Annotated in this window: 21 protein-coding genes and 1 tRNA gene; 19 read left to right on the forward strand and 3 right to left on the reverse strand. The window is 36.7% G+C overall.

Features of this window, described 5'->3' with window-relative positions; all coding sequences use genetic code 11:
* Window positions 1-178 precede the first annotated feature (178 nt).
* Window positions 179-1,120 carry an HNH endonuclease gene (locus tag ACNHOZ_RS12770; RefSeq protein ID WP_447697158.1) on the forward strand — a complete coding sequence of 314 codons (942 nt, stop codon included), beginning with the start codon at window positions 179-181 and terminating at the stop codon, window positions 1,118-1,120.
* A gap of 133 nt (window positions 1,121-1,253) precedes the next feature.
* Complete coding sequence (locus ACNHOZ_RS12775) at window positions 1,254-2,057, forward strand: restriction endonuclease (protein ID WP_447697159.1); 804 nt, start codon at window positions 1,254-1,256, stop codon at window positions 2,055-2,057.
* A 93-nt stretch (window positions 2,058-2,150) separates the two neighbouring features.
* Here the strand turns inward: ACNHOZ_RS12775 and ACNHOZ_RS12780 are convergent, their stop codons facing one another.
* Window positions 2,151-2,930, reverse strand: a complete 780-nt coding sequence (locus ACNHOZ_RS12780; RefSeq protein ID WP_447697160.1) for a hypothetical protein — start codon at window positions 2,928-2,930, stop codon at window positions 2,151-2,153.
* Window positions 2,931-3,378: 448 nt separating this feature from the next.
* Here ACNHOZ_RS12780 and ACNHOZ_RS12785 point away from each other — a divergent pair.
* The 3 genes from ACNHOZ_RS12785 (at window position 3,379) to ACNHOZ_RS12795 (ending at window position 5,758) form a co-directional block, all read left to right on the forward strand.
* Window positions 3,379-3,450: transfer RNA gene (locus ACNHOZ_RS12785), tRNA-Val, on the forward strand.
* A 168-nt stretch (window positions 3,451-3,618) separates the two neighbouring features.
* Entirely contained in the window at window positions 3,619-5,064 is a 1,446-nt protein-coding gene (locus ACNHOZ_RS12790) for a DEAD/DEAH box helicase (RefSeq protein WP_033578076.1), read from the forward strand.
* A gap of 64 nt (window positions 5,065-5,128) precedes the next feature.
* Window positions 5,129-5,758, forward strand: a complete 630-nt coding sequence (locus ACNHOZ_RS12795; protein WP_033578077.1) for a copper homeostasis protein CutC — start codon at window positions 5,129-5,131, stop codon at window positions 5,756-5,758.
* Between the two features lie 250 nt (window positions 5,759-6,008).
* Here the strand turns inward: ACNHOZ_RS12795 and ACNHOZ_RS12800 are convergent, their stop codons facing one another.
* A complete protein-coding gene (locus ACNHOZ_RS12800) occupies window positions 6,009-7,400 on the reverse strand; it encodes an amino acid permease (RefSeq protein ID WP_338705255.1) in 1,392 nt (463 codons plus the stop codon).
* Window positions 7,401-7,846: 446 nt separating this feature from the next.
* Between ACNHOZ_RS12800 and ACNHOZ_RS12805 the strand changes: the two genes are divergently transcribed.
* The 12 genes from ACNHOZ_RS12805 (at window position 7,847) to lrgB (ending at window position 19,416) form a co-directional block, all read left to right on the forward strand.
* Window positions 7,847-8,185, forward strand: coding sequence for a general stress protein (locus ACNHOZ_RS12805; RefSeq protein ID WP_048020044.1), 339 nt, complete (start codon window positions 7,847-7,849; stop codon window positions 8,183-8,185).
* Window positions 8,186-8,468: 283 nt separating this feature from the next.
* On the forward strand, window positions 8,469-9,191 hold the full coding sequence (locus ACNHOZ_RS12810) for an MBL fold metallo-hydrolase (RefSeq protein WP_028412321.1): 723 nt from the start codon (window positions 8,469-8,471) through the stop codon (window positions 9,189-9,191).
* A 4-nt stretch (window positions 9,192-9,195) separates the two neighbouring features.
* Window positions 9,196-9,774, forward strand: a complete 579-nt coding sequence (locus tag ACNHOZ_RS12815) for a TetR/AcrR family transcriptional regulator (protein WP_033578081.1) — start codon at window positions 9,196-9,198, stop codon at window positions 9,772-9,774.
* Window positions 9,775-10,033: 259 nt separating this feature from the next.
* On the forward strand, window positions 10,034-11,983 hold the full coding sequence (locus ACNHOZ_RS12820) for a BglG family transcription antiterminator (RefSeq protein WP_447697161.1): 1,950 nt from the start codon (window positions 10,034-10,036) through the stop codon (window positions 11,981-11,983).
* Between the two features lie 162 nt (window positions 11,984-12,145).
* The gene (locus tag ACNHOZ_RS12825; protein WP_028412318.1) at window positions 12,146-12,451 is read left to right on the forward strand and encodes a PTS sugar transporter subunit IIB; all 306 of its coding nucleotides are present in this window, start codon (window positions 12,146-12,148) and stop codon (window positions 12,449-12,451) included.
* 13 nt (window positions 12,452-12,464) lie between these two features.
* The gene (gene celB / locus ACNHOZ_RS12830; protein ID WP_028412317.1) at window positions 12,465-13,823 is read left to right on the forward strand and encodes a PTS cellobiose transporter subunit IIC; all 1,359 of its coding nucleotides are present in this window, start codon (window positions 12,465-12,467) and stop codon (window positions 13,821-13,823) included.
* Window positions 13,824-13,836: 13 nt separating this feature from the next.
* Window positions 13,837-14,166, forward strand: a complete 330-nt coding sequence (locus ACNHOZ_RS12835; RefSeq protein WP_034269415.1) for a PTS lactose/cellobiose transporter subunit IIA — start codon at window positions 13,837-13,839, stop codon at window positions 14,164-14,166.
* Complete coding sequence (locus tag ACNHOZ_RS12840; RefSeq protein ID WP_034269418.1) at window positions 14,163-15,491, forward strand: 6-phospho-beta-glucosidase; 1,329 nt, start codon at window positions 14,163-14,165, stop codon at window positions 15,489-15,491. The genes ACNHOZ_RS12835 and ACNHOZ_RS12840 overlap by 4 nt, the downstream gene beginning before the upstream one ends.
* 120 nt (window positions 15,492-15,611) lie before the next feature.
* Window positions 15,612-17,363 (forward strand): LytS/YhcK type 5TM receptor domain-containing protein, encoded by a 1,752-nt coding sequence (locus ACNHOZ_RS12845; RefSeq protein ID WP_447697162.1) that lies wholly within the window; start codon window positions 15,612-15,614, stop codon window positions 17,361-17,363.
* A 1-nt stretch (window position 17,364) separates the two neighbouring features.
* Window positions 17,365-18,105: a LytR/AlgR family response regulator transcription factor gene (locus tag ACNHOZ_RS12850; protein WP_310884204.1), complete on the forward strand. Its 741-nt coding sequence runs from the start codon at window positions 17,365-17,367 to the stop codon at window positions 18,103-18,105.
* 162 nt (window positions 18,106-18,267) lie between these two features.
* On the forward strand, window positions 18,268-18,702 hold the full coding sequence (gene lrgA / locus ACNHOZ_RS12855; RefSeq protein ID WP_028412310.1) for an antiholin-like murein hydrolase modulator LrgA: 435 nt from the start codon (window positions 18,268-18,270) through the stop codon (window positions 18,700-18,702).
* Between the two features lie 33 nt (window positions 18,703-18,735).
* Window positions 18,736-19,416: an antiholin-like protein LrgB gene (lrgB, locus tag ACNHOZ_RS12860; RefSeq protein WP_305120023.1), complete on the forward strand. Its 681-nt coding sequence runs from the start codon at window positions 18,736-18,738 to the stop codon at window positions 19,414-19,416.
* Between the two features lie 55 nt (window positions 19,417-19,471).
* Here the strand turns inward: lrgB and ACNHOZ_RS12865 are convergent, their stop codons facing one another.
* On the reverse strand, window positions 19,472-19,906 hold the full coding sequence (locus tag ACNHOZ_RS12865) for a hypothetical protein (RefSeq protein ID WP_033578088.1): 435 nt from the start codon (window positions 19,904-19,906) through the stop codon (window positions 19,472-19,474).
* A gap of 337 nt (window positions 19,907-20,243) precedes the next feature.
* Here ACNHOZ_RS12865 and nirB point away from each other — a divergent pair, with 337 nt between their 5' ends.
* A complete protein-coding gene (gene nirB, locus ACNHOZ_RS12870; RefSeq protein ID WP_255899272.1) occupies window positions 20,244-22,589 on the forward strand; it encodes a nitrite reductase large subunit NirB in 2,346 nt (781 codons plus the stop codon).
* 19 nt (window positions 22,590-22,608) lie between these two features.
* Complete coding sequence (nasC, locus tag ACNHOZ_RS12875; protein ID WP_048020053.1) at window positions 22,609-24,759, forward strand: assimilatory nitrate reductase catalytic subunit NasC; 2,151 nt, start codon at window positions 22,609-22,611, stop codon at window positions 24,757-24,759.
* The last annotated feature ends 3 nt before the right edge of the window (window positions 24,760-24,762 follow it).

The raw sequence follows: 24,762 nt of genomic DNA on the forward strand, positions 1-24,762 counted from the left end.
AAGCATCTTTGTAAAAGGATAAAGAAATAATTTGAATTTTTTTCGCTAGAAAACAAGCCTATAAAAAAGTTGCCTATCTTGTAATAGACAGCTTTTTTGTATTTGACAAGTTTTCCTGTAGATTTTGAGTATGATATTGATAACTGAATTATTAATAAAATAACATGGGTGATATTAAATGAAGGTTAATAAGAGTTGGTCAAAGCCAGATGGTGTACCAAATTTAATTGGAATAAAGAAAGTAGATTGGTCAATTTTTGAAAACGGTTCGACAATACCTAGTGATTTTCATGAAGATTTTGATAATGTTAATGGCTTCCATTTCAAAAGAGGTGATAGATATAAGGTTGAAATCATAAATGAAGGCAATATATATGAAGTACAATTGGTGAACGTCGATAGAAAAAATATAAAATCCGATACATATCAGATAAGATATGATTCTAATACCGAGTTTAGGAATGTGTTAGAAGAAGCTTTTAAATATAGCTATAGATATTTGAAAACAGAAAGGATGAGAAAAAGCCAAAAAGAAAATAAGAAATCTTATGTAGTTGTTCCAGATGAAAATGCCGAATATATTGAATTTTATTCTGTAGGTAAACCATTTGTGTACGAAGTGAAATTTGTGCCGTATATTATCGCTTCTCAAGAGGAAGCAAGAGACTCTATTTATCAAAAAGAAGTGGAAATATCAACAACCTCCAATATAAAGTTAGAAATTAATGATGTACCAATAGATAAGCCATTAAAAAATGACAAGGCAACCTCTAAAGTTTATAGAAGAAATGCAAAAAAAGGTAAGAATGCAATAGTAGTTGCTAATTATCTTTGTGAAGTGAATAGCAACCACAAAGATTTTACTTCTAAAGTTTCGGGAAAGAATTACGTTGAAGCACACCATTTAATTCCTATAGAATTTCAAGATAGTTTTGATGTTAGCATCGACATTGAAGCGAACATAGTTAGCTTATGCGTGAATTGTCATAAAAGACTACATCATGCACTAGCCAAGGAGAAAGAAAAAATTTTAAAGAAGCTCTATAGCCAAAGAGCCTTTAGACTAAAGAAGTGTGGAATTGATATTTCAGAAGAAATCTTATTTGGTTATTATGAATAAATAACAATGGATATTATCTTGCGAAATAAAAAAATATATGCTTTTAAAATTGATAATTAACTGGATATAATAGGTATAAATGCATAATGCTATTTCGATTACATAATAAAAATAAATCGAAAGGGTGTTGTAAATGTCGTTACCTTGTTATGACGAAATTCATTGGCCATTATTAAGCTTAATTACACACAGAAAAATTTATAGCTTGAAAGAGGCTGTAAATGTATTAGCAGGGGAGTTTGGTTTAACTAATGAAGAATTAAATGAAACAGTCCCGTCAGGAGTTAAAAAGTTTTATTCTCAAGTAAGCTTTTCAAAAATGTTGCTAATTAGAGCTGGGTTAATATTTAAAGATATAAAGCCATTTAAAATTACAACTAAGGCAAAAAAATTATTAGCTCAAAACCCTACTAAAATTACAAAACGTTGTTTAGATGAACTAGCTAACGATACGCGGATTAAAACAATTCATAAAGAAAAAGGCATAGTTTGTAAGCCACTTATGAATACTTATAAAGAATATTTGAATAAACTAGAAAAAATAGATGCCTCATACTTTGAATCTGTTTCAGGATTAATATTGTCTAAGGTTTATAACGTAGATTTTTTAGCGAGTGTAGAAATAACATCTAAAAATAATGATGGTGGGATTGATGGGGTAGTTCACTTGGGAAGAAATGAAGGGTCAAAGGTCTATTTCCAGTCTAAAATTCGGAGAGGCTATTCAATTGGTCAACCATTAGTACGAGATTTTTCAGGTGCTTTAGATGGAGTTTATGGTATCAAAGGGTTTTTTATCACTACAAGTAAATTTTCTTCTGAAGCTGTTAAATATGTAAAGAAGCTAAGGCATAAAGAGATTATACTAATAGATGGTTATAAATTAGTTGAACTTATTTTTAAGTACAAACTTGAAAATAAAATAAAATTAGATTGAGCAATGGTTACTCTATGCCCTGCTTTTCTTTGTTTTTATAAAATGAAAATTTTATTATAGAATTTTTCCGAATTGCTCCTTTAATTTTTTTATCTAGAAAAGTTCTGCTTTTAAATTACAGGAACATGACTTTACTTGCCCACCACATTTTGGACAAATTTCTAAGCTACAGCCGAGGGTATGATAGTAACCTTGTTTTACTTCACAATCATCACACCGACTATGTTCTGATAAAAAATCCAAGTTCTCTTCTTTTCCAAACTTTATTCGTTTATAACTTTCACTTTTTCCAACGTAATAAGTCAGCATTTGAGATTCAGCAATTTCACTAGGATATAATTTATTTACCTCAATGCCATTATATAAAACAAATTCCTTTTCGAATTTCTCCATTAATTTCGCTTCAATTTTCCAGTAGCTAGGACGTATACGTTCATGTAGTTCTTCTTTTAAAAATCGGTAATGAAAAGAATGAATAAATTCAAAAATAACAATATAAATAGTAATAAGCTCTTTGATATCAAGTTCTAATTCAAAATGAATAATTTGATTACGTAAATCAATTGCTCTTTTAATTTTTATTTCGTCTTTTTGTTCTAGATTTAATCCTATTATATTTTTCAATCTTTGCAATGCTGTTGAAATGGATACAGTATGTTTTGGTTTATCTATATTTTCATATATAAGAAATTCATTTCTTCTTCTTAACACTTCTTTGAACATTAATTCCATTGATTGAACAATATCAACTAAAGAAAACTTCAAATATCGTTTCTGAGTTTCAAAAGAAACTTCAGAAGTAGCCCAATTAAAGTGGCTTAAGGAGTTATGTAAAAAATCATAGGAATTTTCTAATAAGGTTACTTTTATCATAAAGGCTCTTTCACCCCTATATTTATTATTTTATAAAATGCTTTTTGCATCAAGCAATCATACCTTTAATATTAAAGTACTTTCCACTTTTATGAAATAAATAAGTACTGATATTTACCATTTTTTAAAGGTGGTTAGTTAAGTTAACCATTATACAAGATATGAAGAATCAGTTGACAACTCTCTAGGTATCAATGGGCTATCTATTCTGCAATCGATTGAAACTAACAATTTGTAAATTTTTTTCACTATAATAACTATAAGAATTTAGAAAGCAACACAGTGTAATTCAATATAATTTATCTAATACAACCGTCACTTCCCATTAATTCAATTGGTGTTATTTTTTAAGTTTATATGTAAAAAAATACTTGAAGAGTTTTGGTCAAATAGCGTATAATTAAGCAAACAGATTGATGTAATTGTTGTTATAGTCAATACATATTGCGAGCGATTAGTTCAGTGGGAGAATACATCCTTGACAGGGATGGGGTCGGGGGTTCGAATCCCTCATCGCTCATACCAAAGCCGTTTTCTTATTAATAAGAGAGCGGCTTTTCTCTTTGGCTTAACAAACCAATGCTATATTAAATCTTGAGCGCGCATAGAAGAATTAAAGTATAATGAAACATAGTGCATCAGGTCATGATAAAGATAATCACTAATTTAAAATAAATGAGGGTACAAAATGAATCAAAGAAGTTTTAGTCAATATGGTCTTAGTGACAAGGTAGCTAAGGCGCTTTCTAGCCTGCAATACAATCATCCTACGGAAGTACAAAGTAAGGTGCTTCCCATTGCGCTAGAAGAAAGAGATGTGGTCGTGAAGTCTCAAACAGGAAGTGGAAAAACGGCTTCCTTCGGCATTCCACTGTGTGAATTAGTTAACTGGGAAGAAAATAAGCCCCAAGCCTTAGTGTTAACACCTACACGAGAGCTGGCTGCGCAGGTAAAAGAAGATATTACAAATATCGGCCGTTTTAAGCGAATTAAAGCAGCTGCTGTTTATGGAAAATCACCGTTTGCCAAGCAAAAAGTAGAATTAAAGCAAAAAACACATATTGTTGTAGGTACGCCTGGACGAGTGCTTGATCATATAGAAAAAGAAACGCTGGCATTAGAGAAAATTCGTTATTTGGTTATTGATGAAGCAGATGAAATGCTAAATATGGGTTTTATTGACCAAGTGGAAGCGATTATTCAACATCTTCCTAGTGAGCGTGTAACGATGCTTTTCTCGGCTACGCTTCCGGAAGATATTGAAGAACTGTCTCGCAAATATATGAAGAAGCCGGTTGATGTTGAAATCAAAGCGAACGGATTAACAACAAGCACGATTGACCATTCTGTTATAACAGTACAAAATGAAGGTAAATTTGAACTGCTGAAAGACGTAACTACAGTAGAAAATCCGGACAGCTGCATCATTTTTTGCCGCACGCAAGAGCAGGTAAATACGCTGTTAGATGATTTAGATGATCTTGGATATCCTTGTGATAAAATTCATGGGGCAATGGTGCAAGAAGACCGTTTTGAGGTTATGAATGATTTCAAAAAAGGGAAATTCCGCTATTTAGTAGCAACAGATGTAGCTGCGAGAGGAATTGATATTGATAATATCACGCACGTTATTAACTATGACCTTCCGTTGGAAAAAGAAAGCTACGTTCACCGTACGGGAAGAACGGGACGTGCCGGTAAAAAAGGGAAGGCTATCACATTTGTAACGCCTTATGAAGAGAGAATGCTATCGGAAATTGAAGAATATATTGGTTTTTCGATTCCAGTATCTACTCCTCCTTCTAAAGAAGAAGTACAGCAGGCAGCATTCGCTTTTAATGAAAAAATTAATGAGCGTCCAGAAGTTAAAAAAGATAAAAGCGAGTCATTAAATAAAGACATTATGAAGCTGTACTTTAACGGCGGAAAGAAAAAGAAAATTCGAGCGGTCGATTTTGTAGGAACAATCGCAAAATTAGACGGAGTAACCGCAGACGATATTGGAATTATTACCATTCAAGAAAATGTCTCGTATGTAGAGATTCTGAATGGAAAAGGTCCCAAAGTGTTGCAAGCAATGAAAAACAAAACAATTAAAGGAAAGAAATTAAAAGTTCATAAAGCGATTAAATAATAAAGGAAAGTCCATCTTTTTAAAGATGGGCTTTATTTATACAGCCAATAAAGGAGTTGAAAGTATGAAGTACATAAAAGAAGCGTGTGTAGAAGGGTATGAGCAGGCAAAAAAAGCGGAAAAGCTAGGAGCAGACCGCATTGAATTATGTGATAATCTCAGTCAAGGAGGCACTACGCCAAGTTACGGCACCATTCAACATGCAAGTGAACATCTTGATACAGATATCAACGTGATTATTCGCCCAAGAAGCGGTGATTTTTTATATTCCGAAGCAGAATTTCAAATTATGAAAAAAGACGTTAAAGCATGTAAAGACCTTGGAGTAAACGGAGTAGTATTCGGCATATTAACAGAAAAAAATGAAATCGATCACGGACGGACTAAAGAATTAATAGCAGAAGCTCGTCCTTTAAGCGTTACGTTTCATATGGCATTTGATGAGATTAAAGATAAATACAAAGCCATTGATATACTTAGTGAAATGGGAGCAGACCGCATTTTGACCAAAGGTGGGAAAGGGTCTGCTTTGCAAAACTTGCAGGTGATCCGAGAACTGATCACATACGCCAATGACCGTCTTATTATTTTGCCCGGCGGAGGAATTCATGAAGGCAACGCAGATCGGGTTATAAAAGACACACAGGCAACTGAATTACACGGAACAAAAATTGTAGGAGATTTATCGGATTAAATAAAAGAGGCTGGGACAAAAGTATGTTAGTCAAAGTGAAAAACGAACCACTAATCAACATGTTTGATTGGTGGTTCGTTTTTTTGTGATGGTAAATATAGTTTTATGTGTTTCGTTTCTTCTAGCAGGTGATTGAAGGGCAAAGCGAAGCCTTGCACGGAAATCAACTGCGGTGTCATAAGCAGTCTAGCTCATCTATCTCCCTTGTTCATCTTTAGGTTGGATTCATTTCGTTATGTCTCAACCTCTTTTATTTTGATGTGTTTTCTTTTGCTGCTAAGCCGCTCGTCATTTTGGTACGCTGAAAGAAAAACGAACCTACGACGAGTACAGCAATTAAAAGAGTTAAAAAGAACTGTGAACGCAATGAATCAATAAATGCCATGGCAATAAAGATACTAGTGATGGCAACGATTGTAGCGTAAGTTAAGTAAGGAAATAACCACATTTTAATTTTTAATGCTTCAGGGTTTTCTTTTTCATATTTTTTTCTCATTTTAATTTGTGAAAATGCAATAACGAGGTACACAAGAAGGGCTACGCCGCCTGATGCATTCACTAAGAACAAAAAGATTTTATCTGGCGAAATGTAGTTAAAGATGACGCTGATGTACGAAATAACTGTACATGCTAATATCGCGCTAACCGGTACGCCTTTTTTATTTAATTTTGAAAAGCTTTTTGGCGCATTACCATTTTGAGACATGGAAAACAGCATACGAGAGCTTGTATACAAACCAGAATTCAGACAAGAAAGGACAGCTGTTAAAATAATAAAGTTCATAATTTGAGCGGCGGCCGGTATGTTTACTAATTCAAGAATAGAGACAAATGGGCTTTTCATTAGGCTTGATGAATTCCATGGAAGAACGGTTACTAAAATAAAAATAGATCCTAAATAGAAAAATAAAATACGATAAATAACGGTATTGGTCGCAATGGTAATGGCTTTTTCAGGTTGAGAAGATTCACCTGCCGCGGTTGCAACAATTTCTGTTCCCATAAAGGAGAACATGACAAGGGCGATTCCTAAAAATACAGAACTAATTCCATTCGGTAAAAAGCCGCCTTTATGCAAAAGATTGGAAGTGCCGGGAGAATCAATTCCTGGAATGAATCCACAAATAATAGCAATACCTAAAAGTAAAAAAAGAACGATACTGACAACTTTAATGAGAGAAAACCAATATTCAAATTCTCCGAAAGATTTAACAGAGTACAGGTTGGTCATCGTTAATAAAAAAGTAAGAGCCAGGCTGACTCCCCAAGACGGTAAAGACGGGAACCAGTATTGAATAATATTTGCACCTGCAATGGCTTCAACAGCAATAACGATAACCCAGAAAAACCAGTAGAGCCAGCCAATTGTGTAGCCGGCCCAAGGGCCTAATGCCTCTTTTGCATAAGTGGAAAACGAACCGCTGGAAGGATTTGCAGTAGACATTTCTCCAAGCATTCGCATGACTAAAATAACGAGTAAACCAGCAAATGCGTACGAAAAAATAGAGCCGGGTCCAGCGGTGTTAATGAGTGATCCGCTTCCAATAAACAATCCAGCGCCAATAATTCCTCCGAGAGAAATCATGGTGATATGCCGGATCTTTAACTCTTTTTTTAACTGTGGGTGTGGATGGCTGTTCATTTGTAACCTCCTGTATAATCTGAATTTTTAGTTAATATGGAGAATTATATTATGTTATAAGGTGCAAGGACAGGATGTTGTTAGAAGTTCTTTCATATAAAAAACCGGATATGAATGGTTGCATTCATATCCGGCTTACTCTGACACAGACATTCATTATGCGTGGAAAGTACCTGATTAGCGCCTTTTTTCTTTATTATAATAAGCAATGCAGATGAATTTTTTATGAATGGTAGCTGAAAATAAGCTGAATGATTGTTTTAGATACGTTAATCAAAAGAGATATACATCCGATTAAAGGATAATATGGAATGATATTCAAACTCTCCGTAAAGCGCTAAATGCGGGTTTTCCTTTCTGAAAACGGGTATATATAGTAGTAAGAAGTTCATTCTTTTGCTAAGTATAAAAGAAAGATGTGCGATAGAAACAGGAGGTTATAAATAATGAAACATGTTGAAGTAGTAGAAAACGGAGCGAATATTAACGAAGCAGTTAATCAATTTGCAGATAAAGGTTTTGAGAAAAATGAAGTATACGTGTTTACCTATGACAAGGAAAATTCTAAAAATTTAACAGAAGTAACGGACACAAATATTATTCGACTATCTGAAGAAGGTCCTTTACATTCAGCAGCGAGTTTATTTTTAACAAGAGAAGATGAGCTTCGAACAAAAATGGCTGCGCTAGGTTTATCAAAAGACGAAACAAAAAAATATGAAGAAGAGTTAAAGAAAGGCAGTGCGATTGTAGTGGCTGCTACGGGAGAAAGAAAAGACGTTTAATTTTAATAGAGGCTAGGGCAAAAGTAGTTTAGTTAAAGTAAGATCCGAACGCGGTTGATTCTCTATCAAGAATCAGCCGCGTTCGGATTTTTTTGTGGGGACGGTGTAACATGTGATCTATACGAGCTTCTTTATTCCATTTGTTCGTCTTTAAATTCACTCGATTTCGTTATGTCTCACACTTTTTTTGTTTTTTCCAATATATGATTGATAAAACTAATGGTATTAGTTAAAATAAAAACTAATACCATTAGTTTTTATTTTGATAATAGGGGATGAGGAAATGAGAATAGTTCGTGAGAAAATGTTGTATCAATTGACGTTTTTGCCTCGATTTTTTCCAGTGAATTGTTATTTAGTCGAAGAGAAAGACAGTCTTACGTTAATTGATGCGGCTCTTCCTTACAGCGCGTCAGGTATTTTAAAAGCTGCAGATCAAATTGGAAAACCGATTACTCGAATTGTTTTTACTCATACTCATGAAGATCACATCGGAGCGATTGATAACGTGAAGAAAAGTTTGCCGAATGCTTCTGTTTACATGTCGCAAAGAGATTATCGATTATTTTCAGGAGACTTCACACTAAATTCTGAAGAACCTCAAAACCCAATCCGTGGAGGAATACCAAAACTAGGAAAGATTTCAACTAAAATTGATCATTTCATCGAAGAAGAGTCTTATATAGGCTCACTTGCTCCTATTTTTACACCTGGACATACACCTGGGTCTATGTCTTTTTTAGACCAGAGAACAAACGCATTAATTGCAGGAGATTCTTTCCAAGTGCGGGGAGGAGTTGCCGTATCAGGTCAGTTAAAACCGCTGTTTCCGTTTCCTGCTTTTGGAACGTGGAGCAAAGAGCTAGCGCTTAAAAGTGCAGAAAAGCTATATGAATTAAACCCATCACTTCTTGCTGTTGGACACGGAAGAATGCTTTCTCAACCGCTAAAAATGATGGAAAAAGCAATACAACAAGCAAAAGTGAAAATAGAAAAGAGGAGATGAAAGGATGTCGCCACGACAAGGACTAGATTTCAAAAAGGTTATTCAAACAGGTGGAAATTTGGCTAATCGTGAAGGGTTTTATGCTGTTACAATTGCTTCATTAGCCAAAGAATTAGATGTTCGCCCTCCGTCTTTGTATAATCATATAAAAGGGTTAGAAGAGCTGCGCAAAGAACTGGCTTTAAGCGGACTGCAGCAGCTACACTATCTTCTAAAAAGTGCTGTTGAACATGCTTCTGCAGAAGACGCTGTTTATCAGCTAAGTAAAGCGTACGTTTCATTTGTAAGAAAGTCTCCCGGAATATACGAAGCAACGGCAACGGTGGCACCAACGATACAGGATGAAGAAGTACAAAAAGCATCTGATAACATCGTATTTTTAGTGCTGGAGGTGTTAAAACCGTATCATCTTCCAGAAAGTGAAGCCCTTCATGCTGTTAGAAGTCTCCGCAGCATTTTACATGGATTTTCTTCTTTGGAGCAAAAAGGGGGATTTGGAATGCCGTTAAGTACTGATGAGACACTAGATTTTTTAATTCGTACGTTTGTATTGGGGCTACACCGGTATGAACAGACCCCATAAATTTCATTAATGGCACTAAGCCTAACGCTTTAATGGAAATTGAAAAAAAACAGAAAGAATGATAGATTACAAATAAAGACATTTATTCCTATTGTTTTAGGGTTGTTACTGATGAAGCAGGCAAAACCTAAGCTGCAAGGACAGAAAAGGTAGTTTCTGTTTGTTGCTGTTTAGGTATTTTTTGCTTTTGTTTAAAATAACCAGCTCTTTTAATTTATTTTATAAAGGGGAAATCTTCTGAGAATGGAGAGAAACAAACATGCTTAATTCAAGAATAATCGTCATATTAAGAGAACTAATGTCCGTACAGTCTACATTATCAACCGTTACGAGCGAATATTTAGCAACAGTAAATCAGGTATCTTCTCGAACTATTCGAACGGATATAAAACAGTTAGATGACATTTTGTCTCAGTACGGGGCCAAAATTAAATCAGCTCGAGGGACGGGATATGAACTTAGCGTTTTAGATGAAAAACAATTTCATCAGCTATTAAAAGAACTTTCGGCTAATCAATTATTTGATTCAACTTCTATTCCAACCGTTCCTGATGACCGCGTGCATTATTTAATTAAAAGACTGCTGCTAGCAGACGAATATTTGAAGCTCGAAGATTTAGCAGACGAGTTATATATTAGCAAATCAACGGTTCAAAACGATTTAAGAGATGTTAAAAAACAGCTGTGTAAGTATGATATTCTTTTAGAAAAACGTCCTAACTATGGCTTGAAAGCTAAAGGGGACGAAATGAAAATGAGATTTTGTATATCTGAGTACATATTTAACCGAAAAGATAAAGAAGTAGATATGGTATACAATGAAATATCCATCCTGCCCCAAGAATCAATCTTAACGATTAAAGCCCACATTTTAAATCAAATAAAACGATACAATATTATGGTTTCAGATATTGGATTAAATAATTTAATCATTCATTTAGCAATAGCTTGTAAGCGAATACAAGAAGAAAATTTTATCTCTTTGTATTCAGAAGACTTGCTTGAAATTATGGAGCATAAAGAATATGAAGTAGCAGCTGAAATTGTGAGGGAAATTGAAAAGGCATTCAAGATTCGTTTTCCGAAATCAGAAACAGCGTATATCGCCATTCATTTGCTAGGTACAAAAATGCTCAACAATAGCAATCATGAAGACAAAGAAGTGAAGCAGTTTATTGCCGCAGATATTTATGAATTAACAGCGGCTATATTAGAAGCAATTGAAAAAGAGCTTCATTTAGGAATTAGTGAAGATTCAGAGCTGATTCTTGGCATGAGTTTGCATTTGAAACCGGCTATCAACCGCTATAAATATGGAATGAATCTGCGAAACCCGATGCTTGAAGGAATTAAGAGTCATTACCTTCTTGCTTTTGAAGCTGGAATTATTGCCGGGAAGGTTTTAAAAAATCGCCTTGAAATTGACATGCATGAAACGGAAATTGGCTATTTAGCTTTACATATTGGAGGGGCCATTGAACGTCGGAAAATTATCAATCAGCCTAAGCGCTGTTTGATTGTATGCGCATCGGGAGTAGGGAGTGCAAAGCTATTATCATATAAGCTGCAGGCTACGTTTGGATTAAATCTTACTATTTTAGGAACAACTCAGTATTATAAGCTTCACCAAATGTCGCTGCACTCTTTAGATTTTATTGTTAGTACCATTCCAATTCCAGAGGATCTTCCTGTTCCTGTAGTACAAGTAAGTACAATTCTAGGAAACAATGATTTTAAAAAAATTGAATGTTTAATGAAGAATAAACCGCAGTCTTCGTTAGAATACACGAAAAAAGAATTAGTATATTTACAGCAAGAATTTCAAACAAGAGAAGAAGTGCTTCATTTTTTAGGAGAGAAATTAACTCATCTAGGACTAGTTCCTTTTCAATTTATAGAATCTGTTTTTGAAAGAGAAGCTGCATCCCCAACAAGTTTTGGCAATCTCGTTGCGATTCCGCATCCTATGGTTCCTCAAACCGATACGACGTTTTGGGCCATTTGCACGTTAAAAAAACCGATTATGTGGGAAGGAAACCTTGTCCAATTTATTTGTCTTTTAAGTGTAAAAGCAAATAATCAAGGCGATTTGCAGAAGATGTACAGTTTGTTAGTCCGCGTCGTAGATGATAAGCAGGTCGTGCAGCGCTTAGTAAAGTGCAAGGATTATGAGGAGTTTATAGAGGTATTTATGAAAAATATTAGATAAAAAAAGAAGTCCAAGAGAGGGCTTCTCTTTTTGTCTGAATGTTCAAACATAATTTTTCCGTTACTAACGGAAAAAGGTTGTGTATAAATGTAAGCGCTTTTATTTTAAGATAAAACTATCAACAAAACAGATGACAAAATAAAAAAACCGGGGGAATGACAAATGAATATTCTATTATGTTGTGCAGCTGGAATGTCTACAAGTTTACTAGTAACAAAAATGGAAAAAAGCGCTCAGGACCAAAGTACGGAGTATAAAATTTGGGCGGTTCCTGGTGACTCTGTCCGCAACCATATTGATCAAGCAGATGTACTTTTATTAGGACCTCAAGTGCGCTACTTGCTGCCGCAGCTTAAGAAGCTAGGTGAAGAAAAAGGTGTGCCAGTTGACGTTATAAATCCTGTTCACTACGGAACGTGCAATGGAGAACAAGTATTAAAATTTGCAGCTCAACTAGTTTCAAAATAGGAGTGTGGACTACATGAGCAAATTTAATAGTATGCTTGAAAGCAAAGTAATGCCTATCGCCGGAAAAATGGCGGGTCAACGCCATTTACAAGCACTTCGAGACGGTATTGTTCTGACAATGCCTCTCATTATTATCGGTTCAGTATTTTTAATACTATCGAATTTACCAATACCAGGTTACAACGACTTTATGGCAGGGATTTTCGGAAAAGAATGGGCAACGAAAATGGCCTATCCAGTTGGAGCTACATTCGATATTATGGCCCTGCTTGCTTGTTTCGGAATAGCCTATCGGTTAGCTGAAAAATACGGGGTGGATGCTTTGTCCGCAGGGGCAATTTCACTTGCTGCTTTTTTACTCGCCACTCCGTATAAAGTGTCCTTTCTCCCGAGCGGAGCCAAAGAAGCTATTTTAGTAGACGGCGGAATTCCAACCGCTTTAATGGGAAGTAAAGGGCTCTTTGTGGCAATGATTGTCGCGATTCTCTCTACAGAAATTTACAGATGGTTTATTCAAAAAGATATTGTTATTAAGATGCCTGATGGAGTTCCACCCGCTGTTGGAAAATCGTTTGCCGCTCTTATTCCTGGCTTCACGGTAATCGCATTTATTTGGATCTTACGTTTGTTAGTAGAACAAACGCATTTTGGAAGTCTGCATAATATTGTTGGAGAATTGCTTGGAAAGCCTTTAGGCGTGTTAGGCGGCAGTTTAGGCGGTACGCTAGTTGCCGAACTTGTTATTATGCTCATGTGGTCTTGTGGACTTCATGGAGCGAATATTGTCGGTGGAATTATGGCTCCCATTTGGTATGGAGCTATGGATGAAAATCGAATTGCATTTGCTAACCATGAAGCATTACCCAATATTTTTACACAGCAGTTCTTTGACATTTGGATTAATATCGGAGGCAGCGGAGCGACACTAGCTCTAGTCGTTGCCATGATTTTAAAAGCACGCAGTCAACAAATGAAGCAGCTTGGTAAATTAGGAATAGGGCCAGCTCTTTTTAATATCAATGAGCCGATTATCTTTGGACTTCCGATGGTGATGAATCCAATGATGCTTATTCCGTTTATTATTACCCCTCTTGTGACGGTAGTAGCAACCTATATTGCCATGTCGACAGGACTGGTAGCAAAACCAGCAGGTATTGCGGTTCCTTGGACCATGCCTCCGATTATTTCTGGCTATTTGGCCACAGGAGGAAAATTATCGGGTGCAGTTATGCAAGCTATTAACATCGGCATTTCTGTTTGCATTTATTATCCTTTCTTTAGAATGTGGGATAAACAAAAATTCACTGAAGAACATGGTATACAGCCTGCAGTTGAAGGGGTACCAAGCGATACACAGAAAGATATTGTGTGAGGAGGGATAAAGAATGGAAAGCGTTCAAGAATATATTTTTAAATTAATCTTACACGGTGGAAACGGCAGAAGTTCAGCAATGGAAGCGATAGCGGCTGCCAAAAAGGGAGATTTTTCAGAAGCGCGTGAAAAGCTTACACAAGCTTCTGAAGAATTAAATGCTGCTCATCATATCCAAACGTCGTTAATTCAAGGAGAAATTAGAGGGGATAGCACAGAAATTTCTCTGCTCATGATTCATGCTCAAGATCATTTAATGAATGCGATGACGGTAAAAGAAATGGCTACTGAATTTGTAGATTTATATGAAGCAATCAAAATTTCTGGGGGGATTACATTATGACAAAAGGTATTAAAATTGTAACGATTGGCGGAGGTTCAAGTTATACGCCTGAACTAATAGAAGGGTTTATTAAACGGTATGATGAACTTCCAGTTCGAGAACTGTGGCTAGTAGACGTGGAAGAAGGAAAAGAAAAATTAGAGATTGTTGGAAATTTAGCGAAGAGAATGGTGAAAAAATCAGGTTTGCCAATCGAGGTTCATTTAACGCTAAATCGAAGAGAAGCACTAAAAGATGCGGATTTCGTAACAACTCAATTTCGCGTTGGCTTGTTAGATGCACGAGCGAAAGATGAAAGAATCCCGCTTAAATACGGGGTGCTCGGTCAAGAAACAAACGGACCGGGAGGATTATTTAAAGGACTTCGCACCATTCCCGTTATTTTAGATATCTGCCGTGACATTGAAGAGTTATGTCCAGAAGCTTGGCTGATTAACTTCACAAATCCTGCGGGCATGGTAACAGAAGCTGTGCTTCGCTATAGTAACATTAAAAAGATTGTAGGACTTTGTAATGTGCCAATCGGAATGGAAATGGGGATTGCTAAGCTGCTTGATGTAGACCACTCTCGCATTCGAATTGATTTTGCTGGTTTAAATCACATGGTCTACGGATTAGATGTATATGTAGATGGGGTAAGTGTCAAAGATCAAGTTATTGATTTATTGAGTGATCCAACTAACAGCAGCTTTGTGAAAAATGTAGCAGGACTTGGATGGGAGCCAGAATTCACAAAAGCGCTAAATGCGTTAACGTGTCCATATCACATGTACTATTACAAAACGCGTGAAATGGTAGAAAAAGAGCTTGTTAATTATGAAAAAGGTGAAACCAGAGCAGAAGTCGTGAAACAGTTGGAAAAAGAGCTGTTTGAACTGTACAAAGATCCTAACCTAGACATTAAACCGCCTCAATTAGAACAGCGCGGAGGTGCTTATTATAGTGATGCAGCGGTTCGATTGATTACATCCATTTATACGGATAAAGGCGATATTCAACCTGTAAACACAGTGAATAATGGCGCTATTGCAAGCATTCCAGCTGATTCTGCTGTAGAAGTAAGCTGTATCATTACAAAAGATGGTCCAAAGCCAATTTCAGTAGGCGATCTTCCCGTACCTGTCCGCGGTCTTGTTCAAACCATTAAGTCATTTGAGCGGATTGCAGCTGAAGCAGCAGTGACAGGAGATTATGACAAAGCTATTTTAGCATTAACTATTAATCCTCTTGTTGCTTCTGATAAACTAGCTAAACAAATTGTCGATGAGATGCTAGAAGCTCATAAAGATTACTTGCCTCAATTTTTTAAAACGGTTCAAGCTTAAAGTCAAGCTGTTCGAATACAGTACGTATTCGAACAGCTTTTTTCTGTGTATACGGCTAGATTTCTGACACCATCAATGTAACAATATAAAATAGAAACAGACAGCAAAGGGTGGCTAAAAATGATTCACTTATTAATTATGATGGTAGAACGAGTCGGAGTTATTGTCATTTTAGGTTTTTTGCTGGCACATACAAAAGTTTTTCGGCAATTTCTCCGCAAACAGCAAGGGTATAAAGGAAAGGCTGTACTTATTTTTATTTTTTCTCTTTTTAGCATTATTAGTAACTACACGGGAATTGAAATTCAAGGAACCATTATTCGAAGTGAAGATTTATTATTAAAAGTAGATCCATCAAGCTCGATTGCAAATACGCGAATTATGGGTGTGGAAATGGGTGGTCTGCTTGGCGGTCCTTTTGTTGGTTTAGGAGTCGGACTGCTTGCTGGTGTTCATCGCTTTATGTTAGGAGGGAGTACGGCGTTTAGCTGTGCAGTTTCGTCCGTTTTAGCAGGGGTGTTAACTGGGTATATCGGCTATGCCTACCGGAAAAAACGTCGAACGATTACACCGCGCTTTGCTGCACTTGTAGGCATAGCGATGGAAACGCTTCAGATGCTGATTATTTTATTATTTGCTAAACCGTTTGATGCGGCATGGACGCTAGTGAGTATCATTGCTATTCCAATGATTATTGTAAATGGTACGGGAAGCTATATTTTCTTATCAATTATTCAGTCCATTTTACGGCAAGAGGAACAAATGAGAGCGCTTCAGACACACAAAGTATTATTAATCGCGGATCAAACGCTTCCACATTTTCGTCAGGGCCTCACTAGTGAATCATGTGAAAATGTTGCAAATATTATTCATCGCTTCACAGGTACGGATGCTGTTTCGTTAACTGATACGCACAAAATTTTAGCTCATGTGGGAGAAGGAATTGATCACCACGTTCCTTCCCATAGTTTAATTACCGGGCTGTCTCATGAAGTGCTGAAGACGGGGAAAATTATGAAAGCAAAATCGAGAGAACAAATTGATTGTCAGCATAAAGACTGCCCGCTTCATGCCGCTATTGTGATGCCGCTTACTTCTCACGGTACTACCATTGGAACACTAAAAATGTACTTTAAAGATGCGAGCGGGTTAAGCCGGGTGGAGGAAGAGCTGGCAGAAGGATTAGCTAAACTTTTTTCAACTCAGCTAGAGCTCGGCGAAGCAGAGCTTCGAAGTAAATTGCTAAAAGATGCGGAGATTAAAGCTTTACAGGCACAGGTGAATCCTCACTTTTTATTTAATGCCATTAATACGATATCGGCGCTGTGCAGACAGGACGTAGAAAAAGCCAGAAAGCTGCTACTGCAGCTAAGCATTTATTTTCGTTCCAATTTGCAAGGTGCAAGGCAGCTGCTGATTCCGTTATCAAAAGAGCTTGATCATGTTCACGCGTACTTATCGCTTGAACAAGCCAGGTTCCCTAATAAATACGAAATTGACATGTATATTGAAGAAGGGCTAGATGTTGTCTTGCTTCCGCCGTTTATTCTTCAAGTACTTGTGGAAAATGCCATTCGGCACGCATTTCCGCGCAAACAAAAGCACTGTCGCGTAGAAGTTTATATTGAGACAAAAGATAAATATGTATACGTAAAGGTAAAAGACAATGGACAAGGTATAGACACAAAACGATTGGAACTGCTTGGCAATCAGCCCGTTTTTTCAGAAAAAGGAACGGGGACGGCTCTTTACAATATTAAACAACGTTTACATGGATTGTTTGGAAAAGAAACAGCGCTGGAGTTTGACGTAACAGAAGGAACAGCGGTTTCGTTTGTTATACCAATTGAATTAAAAAGCGAGGGTATGTAATATGCTGCGAGTACTAATAGTAGACGATGAAATGTTAGCGCGAGATGAATTAAAATACTTATTGCACCGAACGAAAGAAGTAGACTTCATTGAAGAAGCTGAAAGTATCGAAGAGGCGTTGGATAAAATGATGGATGAAAAACCGGATTTATTATTCTTAGATATACAATTGTCAGATGACAGCGGTTTTGATATTGCTAAAAGGCTTAAAAAAATGAAAAACCCGCCTGCTATTATATTTGCAACTGCGTACGATCAGTACGCTTTACAAGCCTTTGAAGTAGATGCAATTGATTACATTTTGAAGCCTTTCGATGAAGAAAGAGTTGTGCAGGCCATTCATAAATATAAAAAAATGCGTATTCCTCATCACCCTGTCAAAGAAGAAGAATCGATAGGAGATTCTTCTTCACAAACTGGAAAGTTAGCGATTTCTGTAGATGATTCGATTGTGTTAGTGAATATAGAGGATATTTTATTTGCAGGATTGATAGAAGGAGAAGTCACGGTTCAGACCATAACAGAATCCTATCATACTGCTGATACGCTGGCTATGCTAGAAAAAAAGCTCCCTTCTCAGTCGTTTATTCGTGTGCACCGGGGTTATATCGTCAACGTACATCATATTTCCGAAGTACAGCCATGGTTTAATTCCACGTATAATTTAGTGATGAAAAACGATAAGCGAGTTCCTGTCAGCCGTACATATGCTAAAGAATTGAAGAAGCGTTTAGGAATTTAAGTAAGAAACAGCTTGCGTATGCATTTTAGCAGGCTGTTTTTTGCATTTCAAGGCTCGATTTTTGTAAGTGAGCACAAATATTCGACTCTTTGATTTGAAAACGCTTTCTAACTTGTTTTCATTTTATATAATGAAGTCAACAAACAGAGAGAGGTGAAAGAAATGAGTGCTAAAAAAGTGTATGGCTTTTTAACACAAGCATTTATTTTTTCCGTAATTATGTTGATTTCAGATTTTATTGCAGAGCATTTGCCTTTTCCGATGCCAGCTTCAGTTATTGGACTTGTGCTGTTATTTCTTGCACTCTGCTTGAAGATTATTAAACTAGAGCAAGTTGAATCACTGGGAACGGCTTTAACTTCTTTGATCGGATTTTTATTTGTACCAGCAGGTATTTCTGTTATGAATTCATTAGGTGTTATGCAGCAGTACGGCATTCAAATTTGTTTAGTTATCATCGTGGCAACGATTATTTTGTTAGGCGTTACAGGCTTATTTTCACAGCTTATACTTGGCATGACAAAAGATAATAAAGCAAAAGAAGAAATAAAAGATGTAGATATGAGTGAAAAAACAAAAAAACAGGGCATTGCGTAATATCAATTATAAAGAGACAAGGTGGTTGGAAAGATGAATCCGTATTTTGGAATCGTGGTTTCTTTAGCTGCGTACGGTATTGGAACGTATTTGTTTAAAAAGTCAAAAGGGTTTTTCTTATTTACTCCTTTATTTGTGGCAATGGTGCTCGGGATTGCTTTTTTGAAACTTGGTCACTTTTCTTATGAGGAGTACAGTAGCGGCGGAAAAATTATCAGCTTCTTTTTAGAACCGGCAACAATTGCTTTTGCCATCCCTTTATATAAGCAAGCCGATAAATTAAAAAAGTACTGGTGGCAAATTCTTTCTTCTATTGCAGTAGGATCAGTTTGTTCGGTAGCCATTATTTTTGCTATTGCTAAAGGTATTCATATGGACGAAGTCGTGATGAAATCAATGCTTCCACAAGCAGCTACAACAGCGATTGCGCTTCCGTTGTCTCAAGATATTGGAGGGATTCCTGCTATTACATCCTTTGCTGTTATTTTTAATGCAGTCATCGTATATGCGCTTGGCGCTTTATTTTTAAAAGTATTCAAGGTGAAAAATCCAATTTCGAAAGGGTTAGCTCTTGGAACTTCTGGACATGCATTAGGGGTAGCCATAGGGATTGAAATGGGAGAAGTAGAGGCAGCCATGGCAAGTATTGCCGTTGTTATTGTAGGCGTCGTTACAGTTGCCGTTATTCCACTTTTTGTTCATCTAGTTATGTAACAAAAGCCTGAAGAAGTCAGAGAACCTCTGACTTCTTCAGGCTTTTGTTTGTTAATTAATACACCACTCCAAAATGTCGTGATGCGCAGTTTTGGCAGGTTGTATGGTCAAAAAGACTCTCAGGAATGATAAATTCAAAACAAAATTGACATTGTTTGAATTGACTTTGTCTATAAAACATTGTCTCTAAGAAAATAGCTGTAATATGTTCGGTTATACGCTTATGGGAACGTTGTTCTAAAGTGGACCACGGAATAGACTGATGCTCTATGTAAATCGGAGAAGAAGTATAGGGTGTATCCCATTGAATGGCTTGATATCCAAACGTAAGGCCATGACGTGCTGCTGATGTAAATATGATCAGGTTTTGATGGAATTCTGGTAGAGGTAATTCTAGTTTTTGATCTTTAAGCGATCTCGTTTTGGAATGAAGGTTATACAATTTAATTTGAAAATGAATCCACTGAGTGGCGTGAACGGTTATTGACATGTTTTAAACCTCCAATTCAGACTCTTTCTTTTATCATAATTGATTTCAAAATAAATAAATAGTAGGCAAAAAGAAGATAACAAAATTTTATATAGAGTACTTATAAAGCGTAGAGAAAGGTAATGCAAGCACAACATCCTTTTTTCTACCCCTTTTTAAAGCAGATTAATCTTCTATATAAAAGCCTGCTTTCAGCGAAAGGTATCGGCGTATTCATACGCTTTAAACAGATTTTAATGTTAGAAGTTATAACAAGGTTCATTTCTTTTAGAGAAGTTTATGAAATAATAAAAAATGTATATTTTACGGTCTGAATCTATGTGTTGGAGGTTTTTATATGACGAAACAAAAGCTGATAGTAATCGGAAACGGAATGGCCGGAATGCGCTGTATTGAAGAAATTCTTATTCATTCTCCAGATTGTTTTGATATTACTGTTTTTGGAAGTGAGCCTCACGTTAACTATAATCGAATTTTATTATCAACCGTTTTACAAGGCAGTACAAAGCTTGAAGATATTAACATTCATTCGTTTGCATGGTATAACGAAAATAATATCACTTTATTTAAAGGAGAAAGTGTTACGCACATAGACACCAAGAGAAAAATAATAAAAACAGATAAAAACAGAGAGACGATGTACGACAAGCTTATTATTGCTACTGGTTCGAGCCCGTATATGCTCCCCGTTAAAGGTGCTGAAAAAGAAGGTGTCCTCGGTTTTCGTACCATTGAAGACTGTCAAAAAATGATTGGAATTTCTAAACGGTATAAAAAAGCAGCGGTTATTGGAGGAGGTCTGTTAGGGCTGGAAGCTGCTAGAGGACTATTAAATTTAGGGATGGATGTTCAAGTTATTCATCATTCGGGTTTTTTAATGGAGCGACAGCTAGACAGAGCAGCATCTGCTATGTTAAGAGAAGAATTGGAAAAGCAAGGCATGAGTTTTCTATTAAACAAACATACGGATGAGATTATAGGGGAAAACCGAGCAGAAGGCGTCCGATTTAACGATAACAGCAAAGTTGCAGCTGATTTAGTTGTAATGGCTACAGGAGTGAGGCCAAATGTGAATCTCGCTAAAAAAAGCGGAATAGCAACAAATAGAGCAATTATCGTAAATGATTATTTAGAAACGAGCATTCCGGATATCTATGCAGTAGGTGAATGCGCTGAACATCGGGGGATGACATACGGCCTCGTTGCTCCTCTTTACGAACAAGGAAAAGTCTTAGCGCGACACCTTTGCCAAATAAAAAACGAGGGTTATGGCGGGTCCGTTCTTTCCACTCAGTTAAAAATATCAGGAATAGACGTTTACTCGGTCGGAGAGTTTAAGGAAAATCAAGGTGCAAAAGCTATTACGATTTCGAATATGTTAGATGGTATATACAAAAAAGTAGTTTTTCGCGAAGGGAGAATAGTGGGAGCCGTTCTTTTTGGGGATACCAGTGAGGCTATAAAGCTATCACAAATGATTAGTGAAAAAAAGGATTTGTCGCAAGCGGAAAAAGTACAATTATTTCCTTCTCAATATGAAAAGGAAAATGCAGCAGCTTCTATGCCACTTACAGGTATCGTATGTAACTGTAACGGTGTAACCAAGGGAGCTATTATTGAAGCAGTACAGAAAAATGATTTAACGACAGTAGATGAAATAAAAAATTGCACGAAAGCTTCTGATTCATGCGGAGGATGCAAGCCCCTTGTAACAGATCTTTTAACGTATATTCAAAGCAATGAATTTGATGAAAACATTGAACAAAAAACCTTTTGTGCTTGTACACATCTATCAGAAGATGAGCTGGTAAGAGAAATGCAGCAATATCAATTTGAAACGGTTCAGCAAGTAAGAGAAATGTTAAAGTTTAAAGACATGAAAGGCTGCTCGTTATGTGAAGGCGGTCTTCATTACTATTTAAATATGATGAATCCTCATTATGAAAATAACCGACATTCTTTATTTACTACGGAGAATGAACAGGCCGTTTTGCTTCATGACGGTACTTATGCAGTGGTACCGCAAATTCACGGTGGTCTGACAAATGTACAGGAATTAAGGAACATAGCAAATGTAGCTGAAAGGTACAACATCTCGAATATTCGTTTAACAAGTGATCAGCGCATTCAACTTATTGGAGTGAAAAAAGAATATCTTTCGTTGATAAGTGAGGAAATAGATAGAGGACTTCAGCAGCTATATGAACGTACAGTTAAAAATGTATCTGTTTATATAGGAAAAGGAACGTGTATTTGTCAGTATGAACCTGCTCTTGCTTTATCAAATGAATTAGACAAACAGCTTGAATACGTAAAGACCCCATGCGATATCAAAATCAGTATTGCTTCTTGTTTTCACATTACAGAGGATGTCACAACAAGTGATATAGGATTAAGAAGAATAGACAGAGGTTGGGAAATATATGCTGGCGGAAGCAGCACAGAAGCCAGAAGCGGGGAGCTGTTTTATGTGGCCGAAACGAACGAAGAAGCGATAGAAATCAGCTGTTCTTTGATTCAATATTACCGTGAAACGGGGAACTATTTAGAAGCTGTCGGCAGCTGGATCGAGCGAGTAGGAATTGTTCATGTCAGAGAAGTTTTGTTTGAGGCAGACAATCGAGAGTATTTAATGAAGCAGCTCAGCTCAGAACGCTCTCGTGCAATCACATATTTATTATAGGAAAGAAGGTTGACCTACGATGACTGAGATGCTGTTGAAATATTTTCGTGAGCAGCAAAAGCAAGTTGAAACCGAGCGTATCTATAATACACAGTGTCCTTACTGCAGCATGCAGTGCAAAATGCAGTTAGTTGAACAAACACATGTAAAAAGAAAAACGTATAAAACAATTGGAAGAGACAACCCTACTTCTCAAGGAAGATTATGTATTAAAGGAATGAATGCGCACCAGCATCCTTTGCATAAAGATCGGATTCAATATCCTTTGTTAAAAGTAAACGGAGAGTTTGTAAAGATTTCTTGGAGGGAAGCTCTTGACTATATTAAAGAGCACGTTACAGAGATTCAAGAGAAGAATGGAGCAGATGCGCTAGGTGTTTATGGAAGTGCCTCTATTACAAATGAAGAAGCTTATTTATTAGGGAAATTTGCTCGAGTTGCGTTAAAAACAAAGTATATTGATTACAATGGACGCTTATGTATGTCAGCTGCTGCTTCTGCTGCTAGTAAAACATTTGGCATGGACCGAGGATTTACGAATAGCTTACAAGAGATTCCGTTTACTGAATGTATTATGTTAGCTGGAACAAATATTGCGGAATGCCAGCCAACGATTATGCCTTATTTTGAAAAAGCAAAAGAAAACGGAGCTTTTATTATTGCTATTGATCCAAGAGAGACAGGTACAACTAAAATAGCTGATTTACACCTGAAGCTTAAACCGGGGAGCGACGCGGCATTAGCCAATGGAATCTTGAAGGTCATTATCGAAGAAAATTATCTAGATGAACGATTTCTACAAGAACGTGTTAATGGATTTGAAGAGGTAATGCAATATGTGGTGTCTCTAGAATTTAGTGTCATTGAAGAAATAACGGGAGTGCCGCTTGAGAAAATGTATCAAGCTGCCCGTATGTTTGGTCAAAGAGAAACAGGAATGATTTTTACTGCTAGAGGGGTAGAGCAGCAAACAGACGGGAGTGCTGCTGTGCAGAACTTTTTGAATATTCTACTTTCTGTCGGGAAAATCGGTAAACCCCGCTGCGGATATGGAGCCATTACTGGTCAAGGAAATGGGCAAGGAGCCCGAGAACACGGTCAAAAAGCAGATCAGCTTCCAGGCTACCGTTCAATCGAAAATCACGAGCATCGGATGTATATAGCAGATGTTTGGAACATAGAGGAGAAAGATCTTCCTAGAAAAGGTGTTTCTGCATATGAAATGATTGAAAAAATTCATGACGGTGAAATTAAAGGGCTGTTTCTGGTATGTTCAAATCCAACCGTTTCAAATCCAAACGCTAATTTTGTTAAGAAGGCTTTTGAAAAGCTTGAATTTCTAGTGGTAGCAGATATGTTTGAATCAGAAACGGCAAAATTAGCAAACTTAATTTTACCAGCATCCTCTTATTTGGAAGATGAAGGAACGATGACAAATGTAGAGGGAAGAGTTACATTGCGCGAAGCTAGCTTTCCGCGCCGTGGCGAAATCAAACACGACTGGGAAATACTATGTGAAATTGCTAAAGTTTTAGGGAAAGAGGAATATTTTTCGTTTTCATCAGCTGAAGAAATATTTAATGAACTGCGAATAGCAAGTAAAGGAGGAATCGCGGATTACTCCGGTATTACGTACGAACGATTACGAGCGGAAAAAGGAATTTTATGGCCATGCAGAAGCTTAACAGATAAAGGAACCGAGCGCCTGTTTGAAACACGTTTTGCTCATAGTGATGGAAAGGCGATGATGGTCCCTGTCTCGAATCAAGCTATTGTTCCTAAAGCAAAAATAACGAAAAAATATCCTCTCTATTTAACAACAGGGAGAGTGGTGTCACACTATTTAACGGGTGTACAAACGCGAAAAAGTGCATCTTTATCTGCTAGAAATTTCGAATCTTTTATGGAAATCCACCCTTCAACAGCGAAAAAATATGAAATATCGAATCAAGAATTAGTACAAATTGAATCTTCATATGGAAAGATTGTGGTAAGAAGCAAATTTTCAGAGGGCATTCGGCCAGATACCGTATTTGTTCCTTTTCACTGGGCGGATTCTCAAAATGTTAATAACCTTGTTTCTGAGAAATTAGATCCCGCCTGTAAGATGCCTGGCTTTAAAGTAAGTGCCGTGAATATTAGCCCTTCTGTAAAAAGAAGCAGTTATTAAAAA

Source organism: Priestia sp. D51 (genome assembly GCF_053345675.1).